Origin of the sequence: Bacillus sp. JJ722 (assembly GCF_036963345.1) — a bacterium.
Classification (GTDB): Bacteria; Bacillota; Bacilli; order Bacillales; family DSM-1321; genus Bacillus_AD.
Window position 1 is genome coordinate 4,863 of sequence record NZ_JBALMO010000022.1, and the last position, 18,745, is coordinate 23,607.

Annotated in this window: 16 protein-coding genes; 7 read left to right on the forward strand and 9 right to left on the reverse strand. The window is 35.5% G+C overall.

The features are described from left to right. Positions 1-174: 174 nt before the first annotated feature. The 4 genes from V7014_RS03720 to V7014_RS03735 all read right to left on the reverse strand — a co-directional run bounded on the left by V7014_RS03720 (position 175) and on the right by V7014_RS03735 (position 2,820). Positions 175-1,167, reverse strand: a complete 993-nt coding sequence (locus V7014_RS03720; RefSeq protein WP_335504310.1) for a hypothetical protein — start codon at positions 1,165-1,167, stop codon at positions 175-177. Between the two features lie 13 nt (positions 1,168-1,180). Beyond that, complete coding sequence (locus tag V7014_RS03725) at positions 1,181-2,056, reverse strand: permease prefix domain 1-containing protein (protein ID WP_335504312.1); 876 nt, start codon at positions 2,054-2,056, stop codon at positions 1,181-1,183. Beyond that, the gene (locus V7014_RS03730; RefSeq protein ID WP_335504313.1) at positions 2,053-2,379 is read right to left on the reverse strand and encodes a PadR family transcriptional regulator; all 327 of its coding nucleotides are present in this window, start codon (positions 2,377-2,379) and stop codon (positions 2,053-2,055) included. Before V7014_RS03730 ends, V7014_RS03725 begins: the two co-directional genes overlap by 4 nt. A 156-nt stretch (positions 2,380-2,535) precedes the next feature. Beyond that, positions 2,536-2,820, reverse strand: coding sequence for a hypothetical protein (locus V7014_RS03735; RefSeq protein ID WP_335504315.1), 285 nt, complete (start codon positions 2,818-2,820; stop codon positions 2,536-2,538). A gap of 443 nt (positions 2,821-3,263) precedes the next feature. On the opposite strand from V7014_RS03735, the gene V7014_RS03740 reads away from it, so the two are divergent. The 4 genes from V7014_RS03740 (at position 3,264) to V7014_RS03755 (ending at position 9,432) form a co-directional block, all read left to right on the forward strand. After that, positions 3,264-5,015, forward strand: a complete 1,752-nt coding sequence (locus tag V7014_RS03740; protein ID WP_335504317.1) for an ABC transporter ATP-binding protein — start codon at positions 3,264-3,266, stop codon at positions 5,013-5,015. Then, the gene (locus V7014_RS03745; protein WP_335504318.1) at positions 5,015-7,012 is read left to right on the forward strand and encodes an ABC transporter ATP-binding protein; all 1,998 of its coding nucleotides are present in this window, start codon (positions 5,015-5,017) and stop codon (positions 7,010-7,012) included. The genes V7014_RS03740 and V7014_RS03745 overlap by 1 nt, the downstream gene beginning before the upstream one ends. Positions 7,013-7,125: 113 nt before the next feature. Continuing rightward, a complete protein-coding gene (gene fumC / locus V7014_RS03750) occupies positions 7,126-8,496 on the forward strand; it encodes a class II fumarate hydratase (protein WP_335504320.1) in 1,371 nt (456 codons plus the stop codon). Positions 8,497-8,715: 219 nt separating this feature from the next. Next, positions 8,716-9,432, forward strand: coding sequence for an SH3 domain-containing protein (locus V7014_RS03755; RefSeq protein WP_335504322.1), 717 nt, complete (start codon positions 8,716-8,718; stop codon positions 9,430-9,432). Positions 9,433-9,626: 194 nt separating this feature from the next. Here V7014_RS03755 and V7014_RS03760 read toward each other — a convergent pair whose 3' ends face one another. Further along, positions 9,627-10,238, reverse strand: a complete 612-nt coding sequence (locus V7014_RS03760) for a LysE/ArgO family amino acid transporter (protein ID WP_335504324.1) — start codon at positions 10,236-10,238, stop codon at positions 9,627-9,629. A gap of 131 nt (positions 10,239-10,369) precedes the next feature. Between V7014_RS03760 and V7014_RS03765 the strand changes: the two genes are divergently transcribed. Next, positions 10,370-11,839 carry a PLP-dependent aminotransferase family protein gene (locus V7014_RS03765; protein ID WP_335504326.1) on the forward strand — a complete coding sequence of 490 codons (1,470 nt, stop codon included), beginning with the start codon at positions 10,370-10,372 and terminating at the stop codon, positions 11,837-11,839. A gap of 7 nt (positions 11,840-11,846) precedes the next feature. On the opposite strand, the gene V7014_RS03770 is transcribed toward V7014_RS03765, so the two are convergent. Further along, positions 11,847-13,022 (reverse strand): M20 metallopeptidase family protein, encoded by a 1,176-nt coding sequence (locus V7014_RS03770; RefSeq protein WP_335504328.1) that lies wholly within the window; start codon positions 13,020-13,022, stop codon positions 11,847-11,849. Between the two features lie 21 nt (positions 13,023-13,043). After that, complete coding sequence (locus tag V7014_RS03775) at positions 13,044-14,222, reverse strand: M20 family metallopeptidase (RefSeq protein ID WP_335504330.1); 1,179 nt, start codon at positions 14,220-14,222, stop codon at positions 13,044-13,046. Between the two features lie 233 nt (positions 14,223-14,455). Between V7014_RS03775 and V7014_RS03780 the strand changes: the two genes are divergently transcribed. Beyond that, positions 14,456-14,851, forward strand: coding sequence for a VOC family protein (locus V7014_RS03780; protein WP_335504332.1), 396 nt, complete (start codon positions 14,456-14,458; stop codon positions 14,849-14,851). 472 nt (positions 14,852-15,323) lie between these two features. Here V7014_RS03780 and V7014_RS03785 read toward each other — a convergent pair whose 3' ends face one another. Next, complete coding sequence (locus tag V7014_RS03785) at positions 15,324-16,652, reverse strand: FAD-binding oxidoreductase (RefSeq protein ID WP_335504338.1); 1,329 nt, start codon at positions 16,650-16,652, stop codon at positions 15,324-15,326. Between the two features lie 151 nt (positions 16,653-16,803). Here V7014_RS03785 and V7014_RS03790 point away from each other — a divergent pair, with 151 nt between their 5' ends. Beyond that, complete coding sequence (locus V7014_RS03790; RefSeq protein WP_335504334.1) at positions 16,804-17,364, forward strand: nitroreductase family protein; 561 nt, start codon at positions 16,804-16,806, stop codon at positions 17,362-17,364. Positions 17,365-17,493: 129 nt separating this feature from the next. Here the strand turns inward: V7014_RS03790 and V7014_RS03795 are convergent, their stop codons facing one another. Continuing rightward, complete coding sequence (locus V7014_RS03795; protein ID WP_335504336.1) at positions 17,494-18,231, reverse strand: L,D-transpeptidase family protein; 738 nt, start codon at positions 18,229-18,231, stop codon at positions 17,494-17,496. Between the last annotated feature and the right edge of the window lie 514 nt (positions 18,232-18,745).

Genomic DNA, 18,745 nt, shown 5'->3' on the forward strand with positions numbered 1-18,745 from the left:
TTACGCTTTTTAGCCCTTCGTTATAGGTTACGAGTAATTTGTTATGCTTGCTGAGTATGTTGAAAATGCCACCTTTGGCGCTTTTGGGAAAGATAAAATTTCATGTATACCCATTTAAATTAGACGAACGCCTATGTGAAAATCTAAAACACCATTACCTTATGGGACACCCTCTTATTTAATTGTGAAAAACTTATTTGTTTTAACGTCTTTCAATTTTATTAAATAGTTCGGGTTATTTTTATCCGGCCGATTTTCGTAATGCATGAAATAGATTTTTGAATCATCATTGGAAAAAAGTGGTTGATTAACGTAATCACCGTAATGTGTCAGTTGCTTCTCTTTTTGTGTTTTTATATTCCATGATAACAGTTCGTATTCAAAAGTATCACCGCTATCACTATTAACAATCGAATTATAAATTAATTCTTCACCAGTTGAAGAGAATGAAAACTCAAGTATCTCAGTCGTTGGAGTAGGAATTTTCACGACTACTTTGGGATGTGTTAGAGAGACTTTGTATAATTGCTGTTTCATAGGCTGTTCATCGAAGTTGTTAGTATCTCCACCTAATTTATAGTACAGTGTTTTACCATCCTTAGAGACTTGAATTGATATAAAACTCTTACTTTTTAAGCTTGTTAAAGGCTTTTTATCTTTTGTTCTTGGATTGTACTTAAAAATTTCATAAGTAGATAAATCAGGGTTTTCTTCACGAATATATTCAACAAAAACAAGTGATGAACTATCACTTGCGTAGTAAGAATCACTAATATCATCAGCTTTTTCAAATAGAACAGTTCGCTGATTTGTACGAAAATCATATTCTAGAATTTGAGCTTGTTGATCTTCAATCTCCTTTTCTAGAATGGAATATACAATTTTATTGTTATCTGGTGAGAAGGCAAGATGATCGATTGTATATTTATTACTTATCGTATCGATTTTTTTAGCGTTTTGCCCTTTTTCATTTGCAACGTATAGTACAGGTTTACCTTGTTCATAAACCACATAAGCCATTTGGTTGGTCGAAGAGATTGTAAATACATCACCTATTCCTTTTGCTCTTTCGTTTATAGGTTTTTCCAAAGCGTTTCCTATGAGTAGAAAAACACTGGTTATAATGACAATTACGCTTGAGAACAATAAAACCGTTTTCTTATTCATAAAAATAGTCTCCTTATGAAATCAAACTTTGAACCAACATATACAGAATACCTACTACAATTAATGAGGCGGCAATTACCGATATGCTGGTAAAGACATAGGTTGTTTTCTTTAGGCGAAAATAATAGTGGAATTGAATCCAGTATAATAATGCCCAAGTACATATTGGAATGGCAAGAATGAAAATGGCTTGTTTTACTACACCAACCATGATTAAGAAACCAAATCCGAAAAAAATCGAACAAATAGCGATGATTATACCGGTTGTAATATTAATAATGTGTATGTGTTTTCTAGATGAGTGCTGGATGTGATCGCTAGATGTTCTGTGAAGAGTTGTAATATAAAGTAGAGCGATCGCTACTAGTGCTAATAATACGCTAAGGAACAAAAGTATATTGCTAATGAATAAATTAGAATACAGAAGATTAAGAATATTAATTGTGGAACCCATTAAGAATAGAACGATTGTGCTATTAATTAATATTTTTCTTCTAAGTGAAAACGTAGGAAAAGCTGTTATAAATAAAAAACATAAACCGATTAGGATGTTAAAGATTAAGGTATAACTTTCCGCTTCTTGCATTTCTAGTAGTAAAACGGTAAAGATTGAATAATTTAACACTATAAAGCCTAATCCAAGAGCGATTAACAAGTATCTTCGGTAAGGAAATAATGCTTGTTGTAGTTGTGAGCCTATATCTTGTTCTAAGCCAAAGGACATCATTGCTTGTTGGATTGCTTCTTCCTCTGATAAACCGTTATCTATATGTTCTTGTGTTAATATTTCTAAATGTATGAGGAGTTCCTCAGCTAAATCTTCTTTTTCTTCTTTTGTACAATCTGTTTGATCTAAAATTTGTTGCACATATTTTGAGAGATTCTTCATGTTAATCCCTCCGAACTTTTTTGAATAAGTTCTTGAACAAGATTCCAGTCTTTTAACTTACTTTGTAATTGTTTCTTTCCGTCATCCGTAATTTGATAATATTTTCTACGGTTTCCGCCATCAATTTCCTTCCAATATGAAATGACCCATTCTTTCCGCTCCAATCGTTTAAGAGCTGGATACAATGTGCCTTCGCTCATATTGTACACATAAGAGCTATTTTCTTTTAATGATTTTGCCATTTCATATCCATAACAATCTCTTTGAGAAATGAGGGATAGCAATAGAATATCGATACTTCCTTTTAAAATTTCTTTATCCATGGTTATCACATCCTTCTTGCTAAATATTGTAATACGATGTACATCGTATTACAAGGTGTAATTGTAATATTTCCCAAAAATTCTCAAACAAAAAGCAGCAATAGCCGCTTAATTGTTATATTAAAGTAAGAACGTATTTCATGTATTATTGTTACATTATCTGCTAAAAACAATGGATGGTTGAATTTCTAACTTTTCTTTAAGACGTTGTTTTAATTTTTGAGCGTGGTTACCTTGAATGATCATTTTAATAGGTGCTTTTTCATCAACTGTGAGCATGAATGCAATAAGTTTTGAAAGTTTCGAGACAGCTACCATCTCTTGATGCTGTATGAAGTATACTTCTGCACCTTGTTCTTTAATTTCTTTATATACACTCACAATGTTTTGGATTGGAAGCCTCGTACTTGTTTTGATGTTAGTATCTATGATTGTTTTCAATTTGAACTACCCCTTTTGTATTATGCTTGTTCTTTTTCTACCCGCATATATTCTTTTAAAACCTTTTTATAATTTGTAACGTTCATTAATCTCATTTAAGAGGGTATGGGTAAAATAGGCTAATAAAAGGAAAAAATAAATTGACATTAAATTCAAACTTATATAGTATAATCAATATATTAAGAAAAGGAGGGCTGGATGACTATGAGTAAGTTAAATGTGATTGAATCATTATTAATTAAATATCATGCAGCTCGTACAAAATAAGTAGATCTCTTTATTATTATGATGATTTTGTGCGCATGCTGCTTCTACCGCGGCGTGCGCTTTTATATGTGTTTGTACTTAAAAGCTTTCGTGTCTATTGCGGAGGCTTTTTTGTTGTCTATTTATGCAATACACATATGAGAAATGTAAAGATGACTTATTTTGGAGGGGAAAAAATGTTTGGTATATATGGAAAACTTGCTTGGTTTTTTAAAGAGCATTGGAAGCGATATACAATTGCAATTGCTTTATTATGTGTGGTTAATTTGCTGGAAGTATTGCCTCCTAAACTTGTCGGAATGACAATTGATGCAATTCATCAGCAGACACTAACGACAGATCAATTAATTATGTATATTGCGGCGTTAAGTGGTATAGCAATAATCGTTTATTGTATGGGGTATTTTTGGCAATCAAATTTATATGGTGGAGCGTTTATTTTAGAAAGAAAAATGCGCTACAGTTTTATGGCACATTTAGTGAAAATGACGCCGACATTCTTTGAAAAGAATCGGACAGGAGATTTAATGGCTCGCGCTACAAATGATTTAAAAGCTATTTCGCTTACTGCTGGATTCGGTATTTTATCTTTTGCAGATTCTATTTTATTTACAGCGACAATAATATGTATGATGGGATTTACGATTTCTTGGAAATTAACATTACTAGCGATTATTCCGTTACCTTTTATGGCGCTATTAATGCAAATATACGGTAATAAACTGCATCATCATTTTACAGCTGCTCAAGATTCGTTTGGTAAATTAAATGATTCGGTATTAGAATCTGTATCTGGCGTAAGAGTCATTCGTGCCTATGTACAGGAAAGGCAAAGCGAACAGAAATTTGCTGATTTAACAGAAGAGGTATATCAGAAAAATGTAAAGGTTGCTTTAGTTGATTCATTATTTGATCCAACGATTAAAATCCTTGTTGGTATTTCCTATTTAATTGGATTAGGAATGGGAGCCAAGATGGTGTTTGAACAAGCCATCACATTAGGAGATTTAGTGTCATTTAATGTTTATTTAGGGATGTTAATCTGGCCGATGTTTGCCATTGGAGAATTAATTAATATCATGCAACGAGGAAATGCATCATTGGACCGAGTTCAAGAAACATTAAATTACCCAGCAGATGTACACGACCATGATAAGGCTGTTTCAGCAAAATCGGCACCATCACATATTACATTTCAAAATGTGCAGTTTCAATATCCTTCTTCAGCTTGTCAGAACTTAAGTGACATTACAATACAAGTTAGAAGAGGTGAAACGCTAGGGATTGTAGGGAAAACAGGGAGTGGAAAAACAACCTTTTTGCGTCAGCTTTTAAGAGAGTACCCGCTTGGCGAAGGAAGGATTATGGTTTCCAATCAATCCTTAAAGGATGTTAAGTTGGAAGATATTCGTGGTTGGATAGGATATGTGCCACAGGATCCGTTTTTATTCTCGAAGAGCATTAAAGATAATATCTTTTTTGGGAAGCAGAATGCAACTGAAAATGAATTAGAACATGCGATTCAACTAGCGGATTTTAATAAAGATATTGAGTTATTACCAGAAGGATTAAGTACACTTGTAGGTGAGAAGGGAGTAGCACTTTCCGGAGGGCAGAAACAGAGAATCTCAATTGCTCGTGCTCTTATTAAAGATCCTGAAATTTTAATATTAGATGATTCTTTATCTGCTGTAGATGCAAAGACTGAAAAGAATATTATTGAAAACATCCAAAGAGAACGAAATGGAAAGACAACACTGATTGCAACACATCGTATGTCAGCCGTTCAGCATGCTGATCTTATCATTGTGTTAGAGGATGGTCGTGTTGTGGAGAAAGGAACACATGAACAACTTCTAAGAAGCGATGGATGGTATAAGGAACAATTTGAAAGACAACAGGTTGAGGAAGGACTGGAGGTGGAATAATGAATCCAGCTAAACAATTATTGCGTTATGCCTTGCATTATAAAAAAATAATTGCCTTTGCATTATTTTTATTAACACTTTCGGTGGCTGCTGATCTTTCTGGACCATTTGTGGCGAAGCGAATAATCGACAACCATATTCTTGGTATAGAATCACATTGGTACGAAACTTCGAAAGGTAAAGATGCCGTAAGCTTTCAAGGAAAATGGTATAAACGTGATGATTATTTTTCTCCTAATGAAGAAAAAGGTAAGAAAGTGACTGTTATTCAAGACGGTGTGAAGTTTCTTTTTATAGACGAAGAGATTCCACTTCAAGGTAAGAAAGAATTGCATGGAAATATGTTAACGCTAGATGGAACAAACGTCCCTGTTACGATTATGAATTCAAAAGAAGTGATGGACTTCTATCAACCAGAAGTGCCAAAGATTGTAACACTGATTGGATTATACTTTGGATTATTGGTTGTCGCAGCATTCTTTCAATATGGGCAAAGTTATTACTTGCAAAAGTCGGCGAATCGAATTATTCAGAAGATGAGGAACGATTTATTTAATCACTTATCAACTTTACAGATTCGCTACTTTGATAATTTACCAGCTGGGAAAATTGTGTCGCGGATCACAAATGATACCGAAGCTATTAAAGAATTATATGTTTCTGTGTTAGCAAACTTCTTCTCAAGCACGATTTATATTGTGGGAATTTACATTGCACTATTCATATTGAATGTGAAATTAGCGATGATGTGTTTGTTGCTCATTCCAATCCTTATTGTTTGGACTATAATTTATCGTAAATTTGCATCGCAATATAATAAAGTCATTCGAGCGCGTATTAGTGATATGAATGGAATGATTAATGAATCGATTCAAGGTATGAATATCATCCAAGCGTTTAAACGTGAGCCAGATATGGAAGTGGAATTTGAAACTTTGAATAAAGATCATTATATGTATCAAAATAAAATGTTACGTCTAAATTCATTAACATCATTTAACCTTGTTAGCTTGCTTCAAAATTTCGCCTTTGTCGCGTTTATTGCTTATTTTGGTAATATTGGCTTAAATGGTGAAGGGATTATGTCAATCGGTTTGCTGTATGCAATTGTTGATTATTTGAATCGTTTATTTCAGCCAATCCAAAACATTGTGAATCAATTTGCTAATTTAGAACAAGCGCTTGTTGCAGGTGAAAGAGTTTTTGAGATGCTTGAGGAAAAAGGCGTTGAGGTAAGTGAAGAAGAAATGCCACGCTATCAAGGCAATGTCGAGTTTCAAGATGTTTCTTTTGGCTATAAAGAAGGAGAATATGTCTTAAAGGATATCTCATTCTCAGCTAAACAAGGAGAAACTGTTGCGTTTGTTGGTCATACAGGTTCGGGAAAAAGTTCAATCATGAATTTATTATTTCGGTATTATGACTGTCAGAAGGGGAAAATATTGATTGATGGAATAGACATAACAACCATTTCTAAGCAAACGTTAAGGAAGCATATGGGGATCGTATTGCAGGACCCATATTTATTCACAGGAACGATTGCGTCTAATGTTAGTTTAGAAGAAGAGAAAATTTCAAGAGATAGGGTAGTTAAAGCACTACGTGATGTAGGAGCAGAAAATGTTCTTCATCAAGTTGAAGGTGGCATTGATGCACCTGTTAATGAAAGAGGAAGTACACTTTCTTCTGGTCAAAGGCAATTAATTTCATTTGCTCGTGCGCTCGCATTTAAACCAGCTATATTAATTCTTGATGAGGCGACTTCAAATATAGATACAGAAACTGAGTTTCTAATCCAACAAGCATTAGAGGTTGTGAAGAAAGGGCGAACGACGTTTATTATAGCTCACCGCTTATCAACCATTAAAAATGCAGATTGTATTATTGTTTTAGATAAAGGACGTATTGTAGAGAAGGGTACGCACGAAGAATTAATGCAGTTAAAGGGACGTTATTATAATATGTATCAACTACAAATGGGTAAACAAGTAGTTTAAAAACAGCTCAATAGATCATAATATTGAATAGCTCTTTTTTCTTATTTATAAGGAAAGAGGGCTATTCTTTTTCTGCTGGTGGTATATAAAGAAGTAGAAAGGGTGGATGTGTAATGAGAATAGAAAAAGATTCTATTGGTGAGATTGAAGTAGAAGAAGATAAGCTTTGGGGGGCGCAAACAGAACGAAGTCGTAGGAACTTTGCGATTGGATGGGAATCGATGCCTAAAGAAGTAATCGTTTCTTACGCTCTTCTAAAAAGTGCTGCTGCAAAAGCAAACGCAAAATTAAATATGTTATCAGAGACAAAAGCAAATGTTATTCAACGTGTTTGTGATGAAATTATTGCAGGGGATTTGGATGAACATTTTCCATTATCCGTTTGGCAAACTGGCAGTGGAACACAAACGAATATGAATGTTAATGAAGTGATCGCGCATAGAGGCAATCAAGCTTTATCTGAAGAAGGAAAGAAAGAAATTCTTCATCCTAATGACGATGTAAATAAATGTCAAAGTTCGAATGATACTTTCCCTTCTGCCATGCATATTGCAGCATATATAGCGACGTACGAGAAGTTGCTACCGCAAATACATCAAATGAAGAAAATACTTCAAGAAAAGGAAAGTGAATTTAAGACAATCGTGAAGATTGGAAGAACACATCTTCAGGATGCAACACCGCTTACCTTGGGACAAGAAATTAGTGGATGGAAAGTGATGATTCAAGAAAATGAAAAGATGATTCAAGAAAGTATAGCTAACCTATTGCAACTAGCAATAGGAGGAACAGCTGTTGGAACAGGAATCAATGCACATCCGACCTTTGGTTGTCTAACTGCTGAAATTATTAAGGAAAAGACGAGTTACAACTTTGAAAGCAGTCTGAATAAGTTCCATGCATTAACAAGTCATGATGCAATTGTGTATGTACATGGAGCATTAAAGGCGTTAGCGGCGAATGTTATGAAAATCGCCAATGATATTCGGTGGTTAGCTAGTGGACCTCGTTGTGGAATTGGAGAATTGAAAATACCAGCTAATGAGCCTGGTAGTTCAATAATGCCTGGCAAAGTAAATCCGACTCAATGTGAAGCAGTAACGATGATTGCAGCTCAAGTATTTGGTAATGACACAACAATTACACTGGCAGCTAGTCAAGGCAACTTCCAGCTAAATGTGTTTAAGCCTGTTATTATCTATAATTATTTGCAATCGGTACAGTTGTTAAGTGACGGCCTACACTCATTTTGTGTACATTGTTTACAAGGTTTACAAGCAGATGAATCTAGAATTAAAGAGTATTTAAGTCATTCACTTATGCTAGTTACCGCTTTGAATCCGTATATCGGATATGAAAAGGCAGCTGATATTGCCAAATTAGCATACAAAAAGAACCTTACTTTAAAAGAAGCAGCACTTGAGTTGAAATATGTAACTGAAGAGCAATTTGATGAATATATGAATACAACGAATATGGTGTAATTTATCCCGTTCTAACTGGCGCTAAGTCTCCTACTTCAAAACGAAAGAAAAAGCTAAGACGTTTAAGTGGGAGATTAAGCGCCAATAAGAACCTGATTGGATCAACTAATAATCGGTGGGGATGAATGAAAACCCCCACCGATTAAAGTTTTACTTTATGACATTTTTAAACTTCATGCACTATATACTATTGTAGATAGAAGATAAGGAGGAACCAATTTGTATAAAAAAATGCTGACTGTTGTTGTTGCCTTTGTATTGATGATTGCTCTGTTCAGTCCTTTCGCATCAAAACATGCTGCTGCATTCTCACCACAAGTCGGAACCATAGATATTACAAAAGGAAGTCTACAAATACATAGTGGTGCTGGTACGAAATATCCTGTTGTAGGTACATTGAAACGAAGCGATCAAGTCAAAGTTTATAGCCAAACGAAATCAGGTTGGTCTGAAATACGTCATAATAAGAAGAAGGCATATGTGTCCTCGAAATACGTACGATTTTATAAACGAACTTCATTAAATAGCGTCAAACAAATCCATGATAAAATTAGGGGAGTGGAGCGACAAGCTATTGCGAAACCTGTCCCTAAAGCCACTTTCTATAAAATGATGTCTCCTGCTTTTACGAAATATTATATCGATCGTTACTTCAAGCAAGAAATGGTCACATATACAAAGGATCGATATGGAAATCCTTTGTATGAACATAAAGCAACCGACTTTACAATTTACAGCTATATAGATTTTGATTGGTATTTAGCCCGTCAAGATAAAAAGCCTACCGTTTCTTTTTATAGTAAGAATGGTAAAGAATATTTAGTTGTTTCTCAGTTTTTCAAGACAACTGAATTAACTTCCGAGCACACTATTTCTTTATATTTAATCAAAGAAAAGAAATCTGATTGGAAAGTATATGATGTGAAATATAATTAATGTAAAAAAAGACATCGGCTACAAAAGAGGGCACTGAAAAAGTAGTTGGTAGCGTAAAATGCTCAAGTCTAAACACTATATTTAGTAACTATAAAGGAGTCACTTATCTTAATCTTGTAGATTGGTGACTCCTTCGCTTTAAGTTTTGGACTTTTTCAGTGGACTCGCTACAAAGCGGTGTCTTTTTTAAAATTCTAGAAAAAAGAGCTTGCTAAATAAATTGCTGTCCCCCACATAACTAATGCAGAAATTTTATTAAATAGAATTAGTATACGACCGTTTTGATCAAGCTTTCCTATCATTCTACCTGTAATACCTAATCCAAAGAACCAAATCCAAGACACTATAATACAAGTTAAGGTGAAAGCCATCTTATTAAAAGATGTATATTGTAATGAGCTAGTTCCTATTACTCCGATTATATCGATGATGGCATGAGGGTTTAATAGTGAAACGGATGCGGCAAAGATGATTTGTTTTTTAGCGGATAAAACATTATTGCCGTTAGATTCTTTTAAAGAGGGTTTGCTTCGCCAAGTCATTAATCCCATATAGAGCAAGAAGCCAATTCCGATTACTAATAAGCTGCTCTTAATCCAATAAGAGTCGGCGACAATGACACTTACACCTAGTACGGCTGTCGATATTAATAATGTATCGCAAATAGAAGCAGTAATTATAACTGGTAAGGCCTTTCTAATATGTGGCTGAGTAACTCCTTGGTTGAACACAAATACGTTTTGTACACCAAGTGGTAGGATTAATCCAAATGCTAAAATAAATCCATGGATAATGGCTTCAATCATCATTAAGTACTTCCTCTCTTATTAATTCTCTATATTGTAAATGAACTATGTTGAGTAATCTCCAACCAATGCATTGAATGTACACCCAACCAATCGTATAATAGTTTGAAAAAAGGGTGGAGTTAAGTAGAATGTCTAAAGCAAATTGGTTTCCTACAAAAGGCTTGTCTATTCCTCTTCATCAACAAATCTATGAATATATGAAGGAAAACATCACAAATGGTGAGTGGATAGTAGGAACGAAAATCCCTCCACAAAGAGAATTAGCAAAAGTTTTTAACGTGAATCGGAGTACCATTGTGTTTGCTCTTGATGAATTAACTGCTGATGGATTAATCCAATCGCAAGTAGGAAAGGGTACATTTGTTGTTAATAATACGTGGAATCTGTTAGCGTCGGTTCCTTCACCAGACTGGAGTAGTTATGTTAAAGCAGGAGCGCATCAGCCTAATTTGCATACTATTCAGGAAATAAATCGTGTGGAATTTGAACCAAATTTCATTAGATTAGGAACAGGAGAGCTTGCTCCTGAGTTACTACCAACCAATCAAATGAAACAGATTTTTCAAGGAGTAACTGCCACACATCTTTCTTTAGGATATCCTGAATCGAAAGGAAGTTTGTTTTTACGAGAATGCTTGAGTGAATACTTGCATACAAAAGGAATTAAAGCATCTCCTGCGTCTATAATGATTGTTTCCGGTGGATTACAAGCTTTGCAATTAATTTCGTTAGGGCTGTTACATCGAGGTTCTACTGTCCTTCATGAAACACCATCGTACTTAAATTCTATTAATGTATTTCAATCAGCAGGTATTCAATTAACGGGGATTCCGATGGATGAGAATGGAATACAGGTTCATAACATTGGAAAATTAAAGCGGAAACATAATGCTTCTTTACTCTATAGTATTCCTTCATTTCATAATCCAACGGGTGTTGTCATGTCAAAAGAACGAAGGATAGCATTACTTGATGCTTGCACGCATGAAAGGCTGCCAATTATTGAAGATGATGCTTATGGGGACTTATGGTTGGAAGAAGCACCGCCAAAACCATTAAAAGCTTATGATCAACAAGGTTTAGTCATGTATATGGGAAGTATGTCTAAAACGTTAGGGCCTGGGTTACGAATTGGTTGGATCGTTGCTCCACAGGCAGTTGTTGATCGGTTAGCTGATATTAAAATGCAAACGGATTATGGATCAAGTACATTATCGCAATTTGTCGTAGCTGAATGGTTAGCGACAGGGCAATATGAAGAACATCTTAAGGCGATTCGAATAGAACTTAAGCAACGTCGCGATTACATGCTACAGTTATTGCAAAGTTACTTTAGTGGTATTGCACATTGGAATATACCAACAGGCGGTTTTTACATTTGGCTTTCAATTCAGAAGAAAATGTCTATCAATCGCTTATTTTCAAAGGCAATCAAGGAAGGAATCTTGTTAAATCCAGGTTACGTTTACGATCGAAATGATCAATTTCATTTACGACTATCGTATTCATATGCGCAACTTGATGAAATGAAAGAAGGTTTATTGAGGCTATCAGAATTATTTAAAAATTCCAATAAAAAAACCACTGAAGTTGACTAGATCAACGTCAGTGGTTTCTCAAATAAGTAAGTGCCGTAGACAGAAGTACCTTTGCACCGATAACCATACTTTTCTCATCAATGTCGAATTCGGGATGATGACTTGGCACGATGAGACCATGTTCTTCGTTACCTGAGCCGGTGAAAAAGAATGTACCAGGCACCTCTTGTAAATAATATGCAAAGTCTTCACCTGCCATGACAGGTTGCATAACTTTTACATTATCTTTACCGACAATTGGAATGGCATTTTCAATGAGCAATTTCGTTTCAGCCTCTTGATTGACGACAGGAGGGTAGCCTTTCTTAAATTGGAATGTGTAAGTTGCATTAGCACCTTCGCAAGTAGAAGATATGATGCTCTCCATATGCTTAATGATGGTATCTAATACCTCATTGTCATATACACGTACTGACCCGGATATCGTTGCAGAATGAGGAATCACATCATAGCCTTGCCCAGAATGAAATGTAGTAACGGATAATACGGCTGGATGTAGAGGATCTATTCTTCTGCTAATGATTTGTTGTAATTGGCTAACAATCGATGTACCAATCATGATTGGATCAACTGTGTCATGCGGATTAGAGCCGTGTCCACCGCTGCCGACTATTTCCAAATCAAACACACCACCTCCAGCCATCATCGCACCACTCCGATAATAAATTTCACCAGTAGGTACGCCAGACCACATATGTGTACCGAAAATAGCATCTACACCATCTAGGCAACCATCTTCAATCATTGGTTTAGCCCCACCAGGTGAAACTTCTTCACCGAATTGATGGATAAGAACCACATTACCTTCTAGTTCTTCTTTAATTTCCGATAATACTTTAGCAATTGCTAGTAAAATGGTTGTGTGTGCATCATGCCCGCAAGCATGCATCACACCTGGTACGGTGGACTTATAGGGAACGTCTTTCTTATCCTGGATAGGAAGAGCATCGAAGTCAGCTCGTAGTGCGACAGTTTTCCCCGGTTTACCTCCGCGTATGTATCCTACTACACCGTTCCCACCCACATTCGTTTTAACTTCTATTCCTAAATTCGTTAAATAGTTAGCGATTTTTTTAGGCGTATGTATCTCTTGAAAAGAGAGTTCAGGGTGTTGATGGAAATCCCTTCTGAGCTTGACCATTTCAGGATAAAGTTCATCGAGCCTATTCAATAGATCATTCATAAACAGATCACCTTATCATTTTTATTTGTTGCTATTTAAGTAGTCAATTGCAGTTGAAGCTAGTATTTTAGCTGCAATTAGCATACTTTTCTCATCGATATCAAATTTTGCATGATGATGTGGATAAGTAATACCAGCATCTTTATTTCCAGCGCCAGTAAAGAAATAAGTACCAGGTACTTTTTGTACATAGTAAGAAAAATCTTCAGCCGCCATGCATGGATCAATTTGTTTCACATTCTCTTTGCCGAGAATATTGATAGCATTCTTCATTAAAAGTTCCGTCTCTGCTTGATGGTTAATCACAGCTGGATAGCCTTTTTCATAATTAAAACTGTAAGTTGCACCTGCATGTTCACATGTAGAAGCAATGATGTGTTTCATATGCTTTATAATATCTTCCTGTACATCAGCATCAAACGTTCGTACTGTTCCTGATATTCTAGCTGTAGTAGGAATAACGTTAAATGCTTCACCGGCATGGAATTTAGCTACAGTAAGAACGGCTGGTTTCATTGGATCTATCCGTCTGCTAATAATTTGTTGTAGCTGCTGAACAATTGATGTACCGATCATAATAGGATCAACCGTTGCATGTGGCGTTGCTCCATGTCCACCTTTTCCAATGATTTCAATATCAAATCCATCCGCACCTGCCATGAAAGCGCCACTTCGGTAACCAACTTCTCCAACAGGAATAGGGGACCACAAGTGTGTACCAAATATAGCATCTACACCTTCTAAACAGCCTGCTTCAATCATTGGTTTAGCACCGCCAGGAACGATTTCTTCCGCAAACTGATGAATAAGAACCACATTACCTTCTAACTCATCTTTTATTTCGGATAATACTTTTGCCACAATTAACAAAATAGTTGTATGTGCATCATGACCGCATGCGTGCATTACGCCAGGAACGGTAGACTTATAAGGAACATCTTTCTCGTCTTGAATTGGCAGGGCATCAAAATCAGCTCGGAGCGCTACTGTCTTGCCAGGTCTGCCTCCGCGAATATAGCCGACAACTCCTCTACCGCCTACACCTGTCTTCACTTCTATTCCTAGATTTGTTAAATACTCTGAAATCTTCTTGGGAGTGTTTACCTCCTGAAAGGATAACTCAGGATGCTGATGAAAATAGCGTCTCAGTTCTACCATTTCCGGATATAACTGCTCAAGTCTTGCGTTTATATAGGCCATTTGACAACCCCCCTGGATATTAGTTAACAATTATCTTTTACTTTAATTCACTTTACATATGTATTCAAGAATAATTAGACTATTTGAAAATATATTCAGATATTTATCCCGTTATAACTGGCGCTAAGACTTTCACTTCAAAACGAAGACGTTTAAGCGCGATTAAAGTATTACATTTTGGACATGCTGAATATGTTCAGGATAGAATTTTATTATAGTGGAGGTAGTGAAAGATGCATATTAAGCCATATATTTTTGTAGACAATTGTAAAGAAGCAATGGATTATTACAAGGAGATTTTCCGTGGTGAAGTGAAGAATGTTACTCTAGCTGACGGCAAAGCCGGGTTCGTAGGGCATGAAGGGAAGATACTGCATGCTCAATTACAAGTTGGAAATAATCTCATTCATTTCTCGGATTCTTTTAATGATGAAATGGTTCAAGGGAATCAGATGAAAATTTTATTAGAAATTGAAGAAGAAGCAGAAATCAAACGAATTTATGAAGCTTTGAAAGAAAATAGTGATATTCATATCGAACTGCAAGAAATGTTTTGGGGTGCCACTCATGCAAGTTTAACAGATTACAATGGAATTTCATGGGTATTGAATTACGAGCATAATAAGTAAGAGAGAGCTGCTTTAATGCGGCTTTTTTATTTTTGTAGATAATGGGTTCCTTTATTTGTTCCAGAAGTAAGTTTATTAGGTTCTTTGAAAGTTTTTTGATTTCTTTAATGGGGATGAGCGATTGAGGATAGTGTTTTGTCATTTCTGTAATTGTAGAAGGAAGTTTATCGGGGCGTATTATTGGATAATTGCTCGTTGACTGAGTTGTCGATTTCTTAATTATTGCTTGAGGATTACTGAGAATAGTAGTTAATATTGGAATGGGTTGCGGTAAATTCTGCGCTGATAGCCAATGCTGAACTTCATCTAACTGTATGTGTATAAATTCGATGGATTAGGTGAAAATCCTTTGTCACGGGTTTTGTTTTTTTGAAAGAATGAAAAGGGAACTGGAAATATGAGCGGAGGATCAGAAATATCAGCAGAGCACCAAATAAATAAGTAGAATCCCAAATAATAAAAGCACAACCTATCATAGCGTTGTGCTCGGCATAATGCTTTGTGGAAAGCGGAATATATTGTCTGGATCATATTTAGCTTTCACATTTTGTAACCTTTTATAATTATCGCCATAATAAGTGGTTTGCCAATTTCGGATGAATAAATCTGACCAGTTTACATAGTCCCCTTTTGTGTAGCTACCAAGTGACCTGCGGACAGATTCAATCCAACGTATGTTTTGCCATCTTTCATGGTGGTGGGTCCATGTTGCATTGTATTCTTGTGCCATGATTGAATCTCGATAGAAATATGCTGTCTCTTTTGGAGGAATGAGTCCTGCTTTCCCGCAGAGAGCTTGTTGCCAAATAGCACAATTCTCGTTTGGAGCTCGTTCCAACAGACGTTTCATAAGGGTCAATGCTTCTTTAGGAAACGGTTTCTGTACAAATGAACCAGATCTCTTGAATGGAGAAGGTTCATTTTCGGCTGGATTATCGAAGAAACGAGTCGCTTTAATGAAAGTTGTATTTTTGACTTTGATACTGCGGGGTTTGCAGGCTTTTACAAGAGGCTGAATAAGTTTCTTAAGCTCATCCGCTGAGCCGACAAATTGACCTTGAGCGATAACTGTTCGATTGGCCTTCATTTCAATAGAGGAAGTGAGTTGTTCATCTTTGTATGGTGCCCAGTTTTGCCAAGCATCAAAAGCACATTCGAAGTCGTTCCAATCCCATTCAATTGAAAAAATGGAAACAAGATGAACGTTATGCGTCTTAAATGTTAAATTTGTTACAATTCCAAAGTTTCCTCCACCGCCGCCTTGTAGTGCCCAGAATAAATCACTATGCATTTTTTTGTTTGTTGTGACCACTTCACCTGATGCGAGAACGACTTCGGCTTCAAGTAAATTATCACAAGTAAGCCCTAGTAATCTGGTCAAATAACCAATTCCTCCACCAAGTGTGAGACCGACTAGACCGACATTTGCCGCCGTTCCAGCGGGAATAGCTTGGTGAAATTCTGATAATGTTTTATACACATCTCCTAATTCAGCGCCTGCTTCAATTGATGCGGTTCGATTTATACGATTAACTTTTATACTATTCATCTCACTAATATCAATTACAAGCCCACCATTTAAGAGTGAAAAATTCTCATAGCTATGTCGTCCACTTCTAATTCGGAATGGAATACATTTTTCTTTTGCCCACAATAAGGCATTAACAACGTCTGAAGTACATTGGCAAAAGACAATGATTTTTGGATAAAAGGGGATGCTGGTATTGATATTTGTTCTAGCTTCATTGTATTCAGGATCTTGTGGAGTCACCACTCTTCCTGTTAGTTTCAACGTAAAAATCCCTCCAATACACAGTTGATTGTTACATTTTATGAAGATTTCCCAATCAAAGAACGAAAACTTTCTGAAGCGCTATCATTTGCTTTATTTGAAGGTTGCCCGATATAATAAAAGAAAATGAGAATCATTATCAGTATGGTGGAGGGTTACAATGAATATAGAAAATATAATTAAAGGTAGAAGATCTATTAAACGTTTTGAAGAGCGTGATGTATCACCAGAGTTAATTAAAGAATTATTAGATATAGCAGTATGGGCACCTAATCATCGTATGACGGAGCCTTGGCGTTTTATTATGTTTCATGGTGAAGGTAAGGAGAAGCTTGCTTCAATTGTTCGCCAAATGAAGGAAAGTAAAGAATCTGATCCAGCGAAGAAGAAGAGTGAAGGGGAAAAGATTTATAATAAATTGATGTCGAATCCAATGTTTGTAATGGTGGTAATGAAAGAAGATCCGAATCTTGTGACGAGAGAAGAAGATTTTGCAGCTACTAGTTGTGTTCTCCAAAACTTTAGCTTATTAGCGTGGGAGAAAGGGATTGGAATGACATGGCATTCTTATGGCTGGCTTCAAGATTCAATGGTTCGAGAAGCATTAGGCATTCAACCGGGTGAGAGAGCTATAGCTAATATGCATATCGGCTATCCTGCTATGTTACCAAAAGAACGAGAAAGAAAAAATATGAACGATCTATTAACTGTATTTCAGTAATATTAGGCAAGAAGCTGTCTTAAAAGTGATTATAAATCACTTTTAAGACAGCCTTTTTACACTTTTTAGCCCTTTGTTATAGGCTACGGAAATTTGTTATGCTTGCTGAAAATCCAGAGCTAAGTTTTCTTATAATCCCATCGCTTTGGCAGTTGTTGCGCCAACCATGCCGTTTGGCGATAGATTCTTGCTTTTTTGGAATTGCTTGACGGCACGTTCAGTTCCTATTCCGAAAGTTCCGTCAACTCCATTTGGATTAAAGCCAAGTTGTAGAAGACGTTTTTGGACTATACGTACCGCCTCATTACGGTCACCTTTCTTCATAAAGGGTAAAGAAATCTTCACATTACCACTAGCTTTATATCCATTTGCTGTTGCGATGGCGTTAAAGCCTTTTGTTGAATTTGTAATAATAACAGGTGTATTAACTTTAACTGTATCGAATAACCACTGTACCTGCTCGTTAAACATACGCACGCAACCTGCGCTTACATAATGACCAATGGATGCAGGGTTATTGTTACCATGAATGGCATATGTTGTTCCCCATGTACCTCTAGCGTTAATACCTAACCAGCGAACCCCAAGTGGGTTTTTCGGACTTCCCCCAGGTATGTTTCCTGCGTAATAAGGTCTGTTTTTAATCTTATTAACAATCTTGAATTTTCCTTCTGGTGTCATAGATGCTTTTCGACCCGTACCGACTAAGAATATTTTTGTTATTTTACTATTTTCATAGTAGGCTAATTGATTGTTCTTTTTGTTAATAATAATCAGTTGTTGGCCTGCTGCTTCTGTTGATGGAATAAACGAAGCAAACATGCAGAAGACAAGTAAAGCGAGTAAAATTCCAATTTTCTTATGCAAAAAAAATTCCCCCTAAAAATCATCATCATAATATAGTATGAATGAATAGTAAAAATTGCTAACTATAATTTTAAGAAAATTAACAAAATTTTAAAAGCAAAAAATGAGTATTATGAAAAAATTTATAGTTGAATAATCTTCTCTACCTAAATTTTAAGTGTTGTATAAATATTTTGTATTGTTCATAAAATTAAAGAAGTATAGATGTTGAAATAGGTTGAACCTAAAAAACATACAATTTATACAAAAAAATATAAGAAACTAATCCTGAAATCTTATTTCAGTAACAATATTAAACAAATTGCATGTCTAAAACAGAAGGATACACAATTTGTTATTTATGAAGAGACCTTGATAGTTAGGGGATTCGTATACTTGATTTAGTTAATGTAGATTATATATAACAATTAAAATCTTAAATATTTTAAAAATTCCTTTAAAAAATAAATATTCATAGATTTGCATAAAAATAAGTTTATGCTATAATATATCGATATATTAGATACTAGTAATC

What these genes read in the sequence shown, in the direction of transcription:
- V7014_RS03720 (WP_335504310.1), bottom strand. Translation starts at nt 1,167, where the DNA reads ATGAATAAGAAAACGGTTTTATTGTTCTCAAGCGTAATTGTCATTATA.
- V7014_RS03725 (WP_335504312.1), bottom strand. Translation starts at nt 2,056, where the DNA reads ATGAAGAATCTCTCAAAATATGTGCAACAAATTTTAGATCAAACAGAT.
- V7014_RS03730 (WP_335504313.1), bottom strand. Translation starts at nt 2,379, where the DNA reads ATGGATAAAGAAATTTTAAAAGGAAGTATCGATATTCTATTGCTATCC.
- V7014_RS03740 (WP_335504317.1), top strand. Translation starts at nt 3,264, where the DNA reads ATGTTTGGTATATATGGAAAACTTGCTTGGTTTTTTAAAGAGCATTGG.
- V7014_RS03745 (WP_335504318.1), top strand. Translation starts at nt 5,015, where the DNA reads ATGAATCCAGCTAAACAATTATTGCGTTATGCCTTGCATTATAAAAAA.
- fumC (WP_335504320.1), top strand. Translation starts at nt 7,126, where the DNA reads ATGAGAATAGAAAAAGATTCTATTGGTGAGATTGAAGTAGAAGAAGAT.
- V7014_RS03760 (WP_335504324.1), bottom strand. Translation starts at nt 10,238, where the DNA reads ATGATTGAAGCCATTATCCATGGATTTATTTTAGCATTTGGATTAATC.
- V7014_RS03765 (WP_335504326.1), top strand. Translation starts at nt 10,370, where the DNA reads ATGTCTAAAGCAAATTGGTTTCCTACAAAAGGCTTGTCTATTCCTCTT.
- V7014_RS03770 (WP_335504328.1), bottom strand. Translation starts at nt 13,022, where the DNA reads ATGAATGATCTATTGAATAGGCTCGATGAACTTTATCCTGAAATGGTC.
- V7014_RS03775 (WP_335504330.1), bottom strand. Translation starts at nt 14,222, where the DNA reads ATGGCCTATATAAACGCAAGACTTGAGCAGTTATATCCGGAAATGGTA.
- V7014_RS03780 (WP_335504332.1), top strand. Translation starts at nt 14,456, where the DNA reads ATGCATATTAAGCCATATATTTTTGTAGACAATTGTAAAGAAGCAATG.
- V7014_RS03790 (WP_335504334.1), top strand. Translation starts at nt 16,804, where the DNA reads ATGAATATAGAAAATATAATTAAAGGTAGAAGATCTATTAAACGTTTT.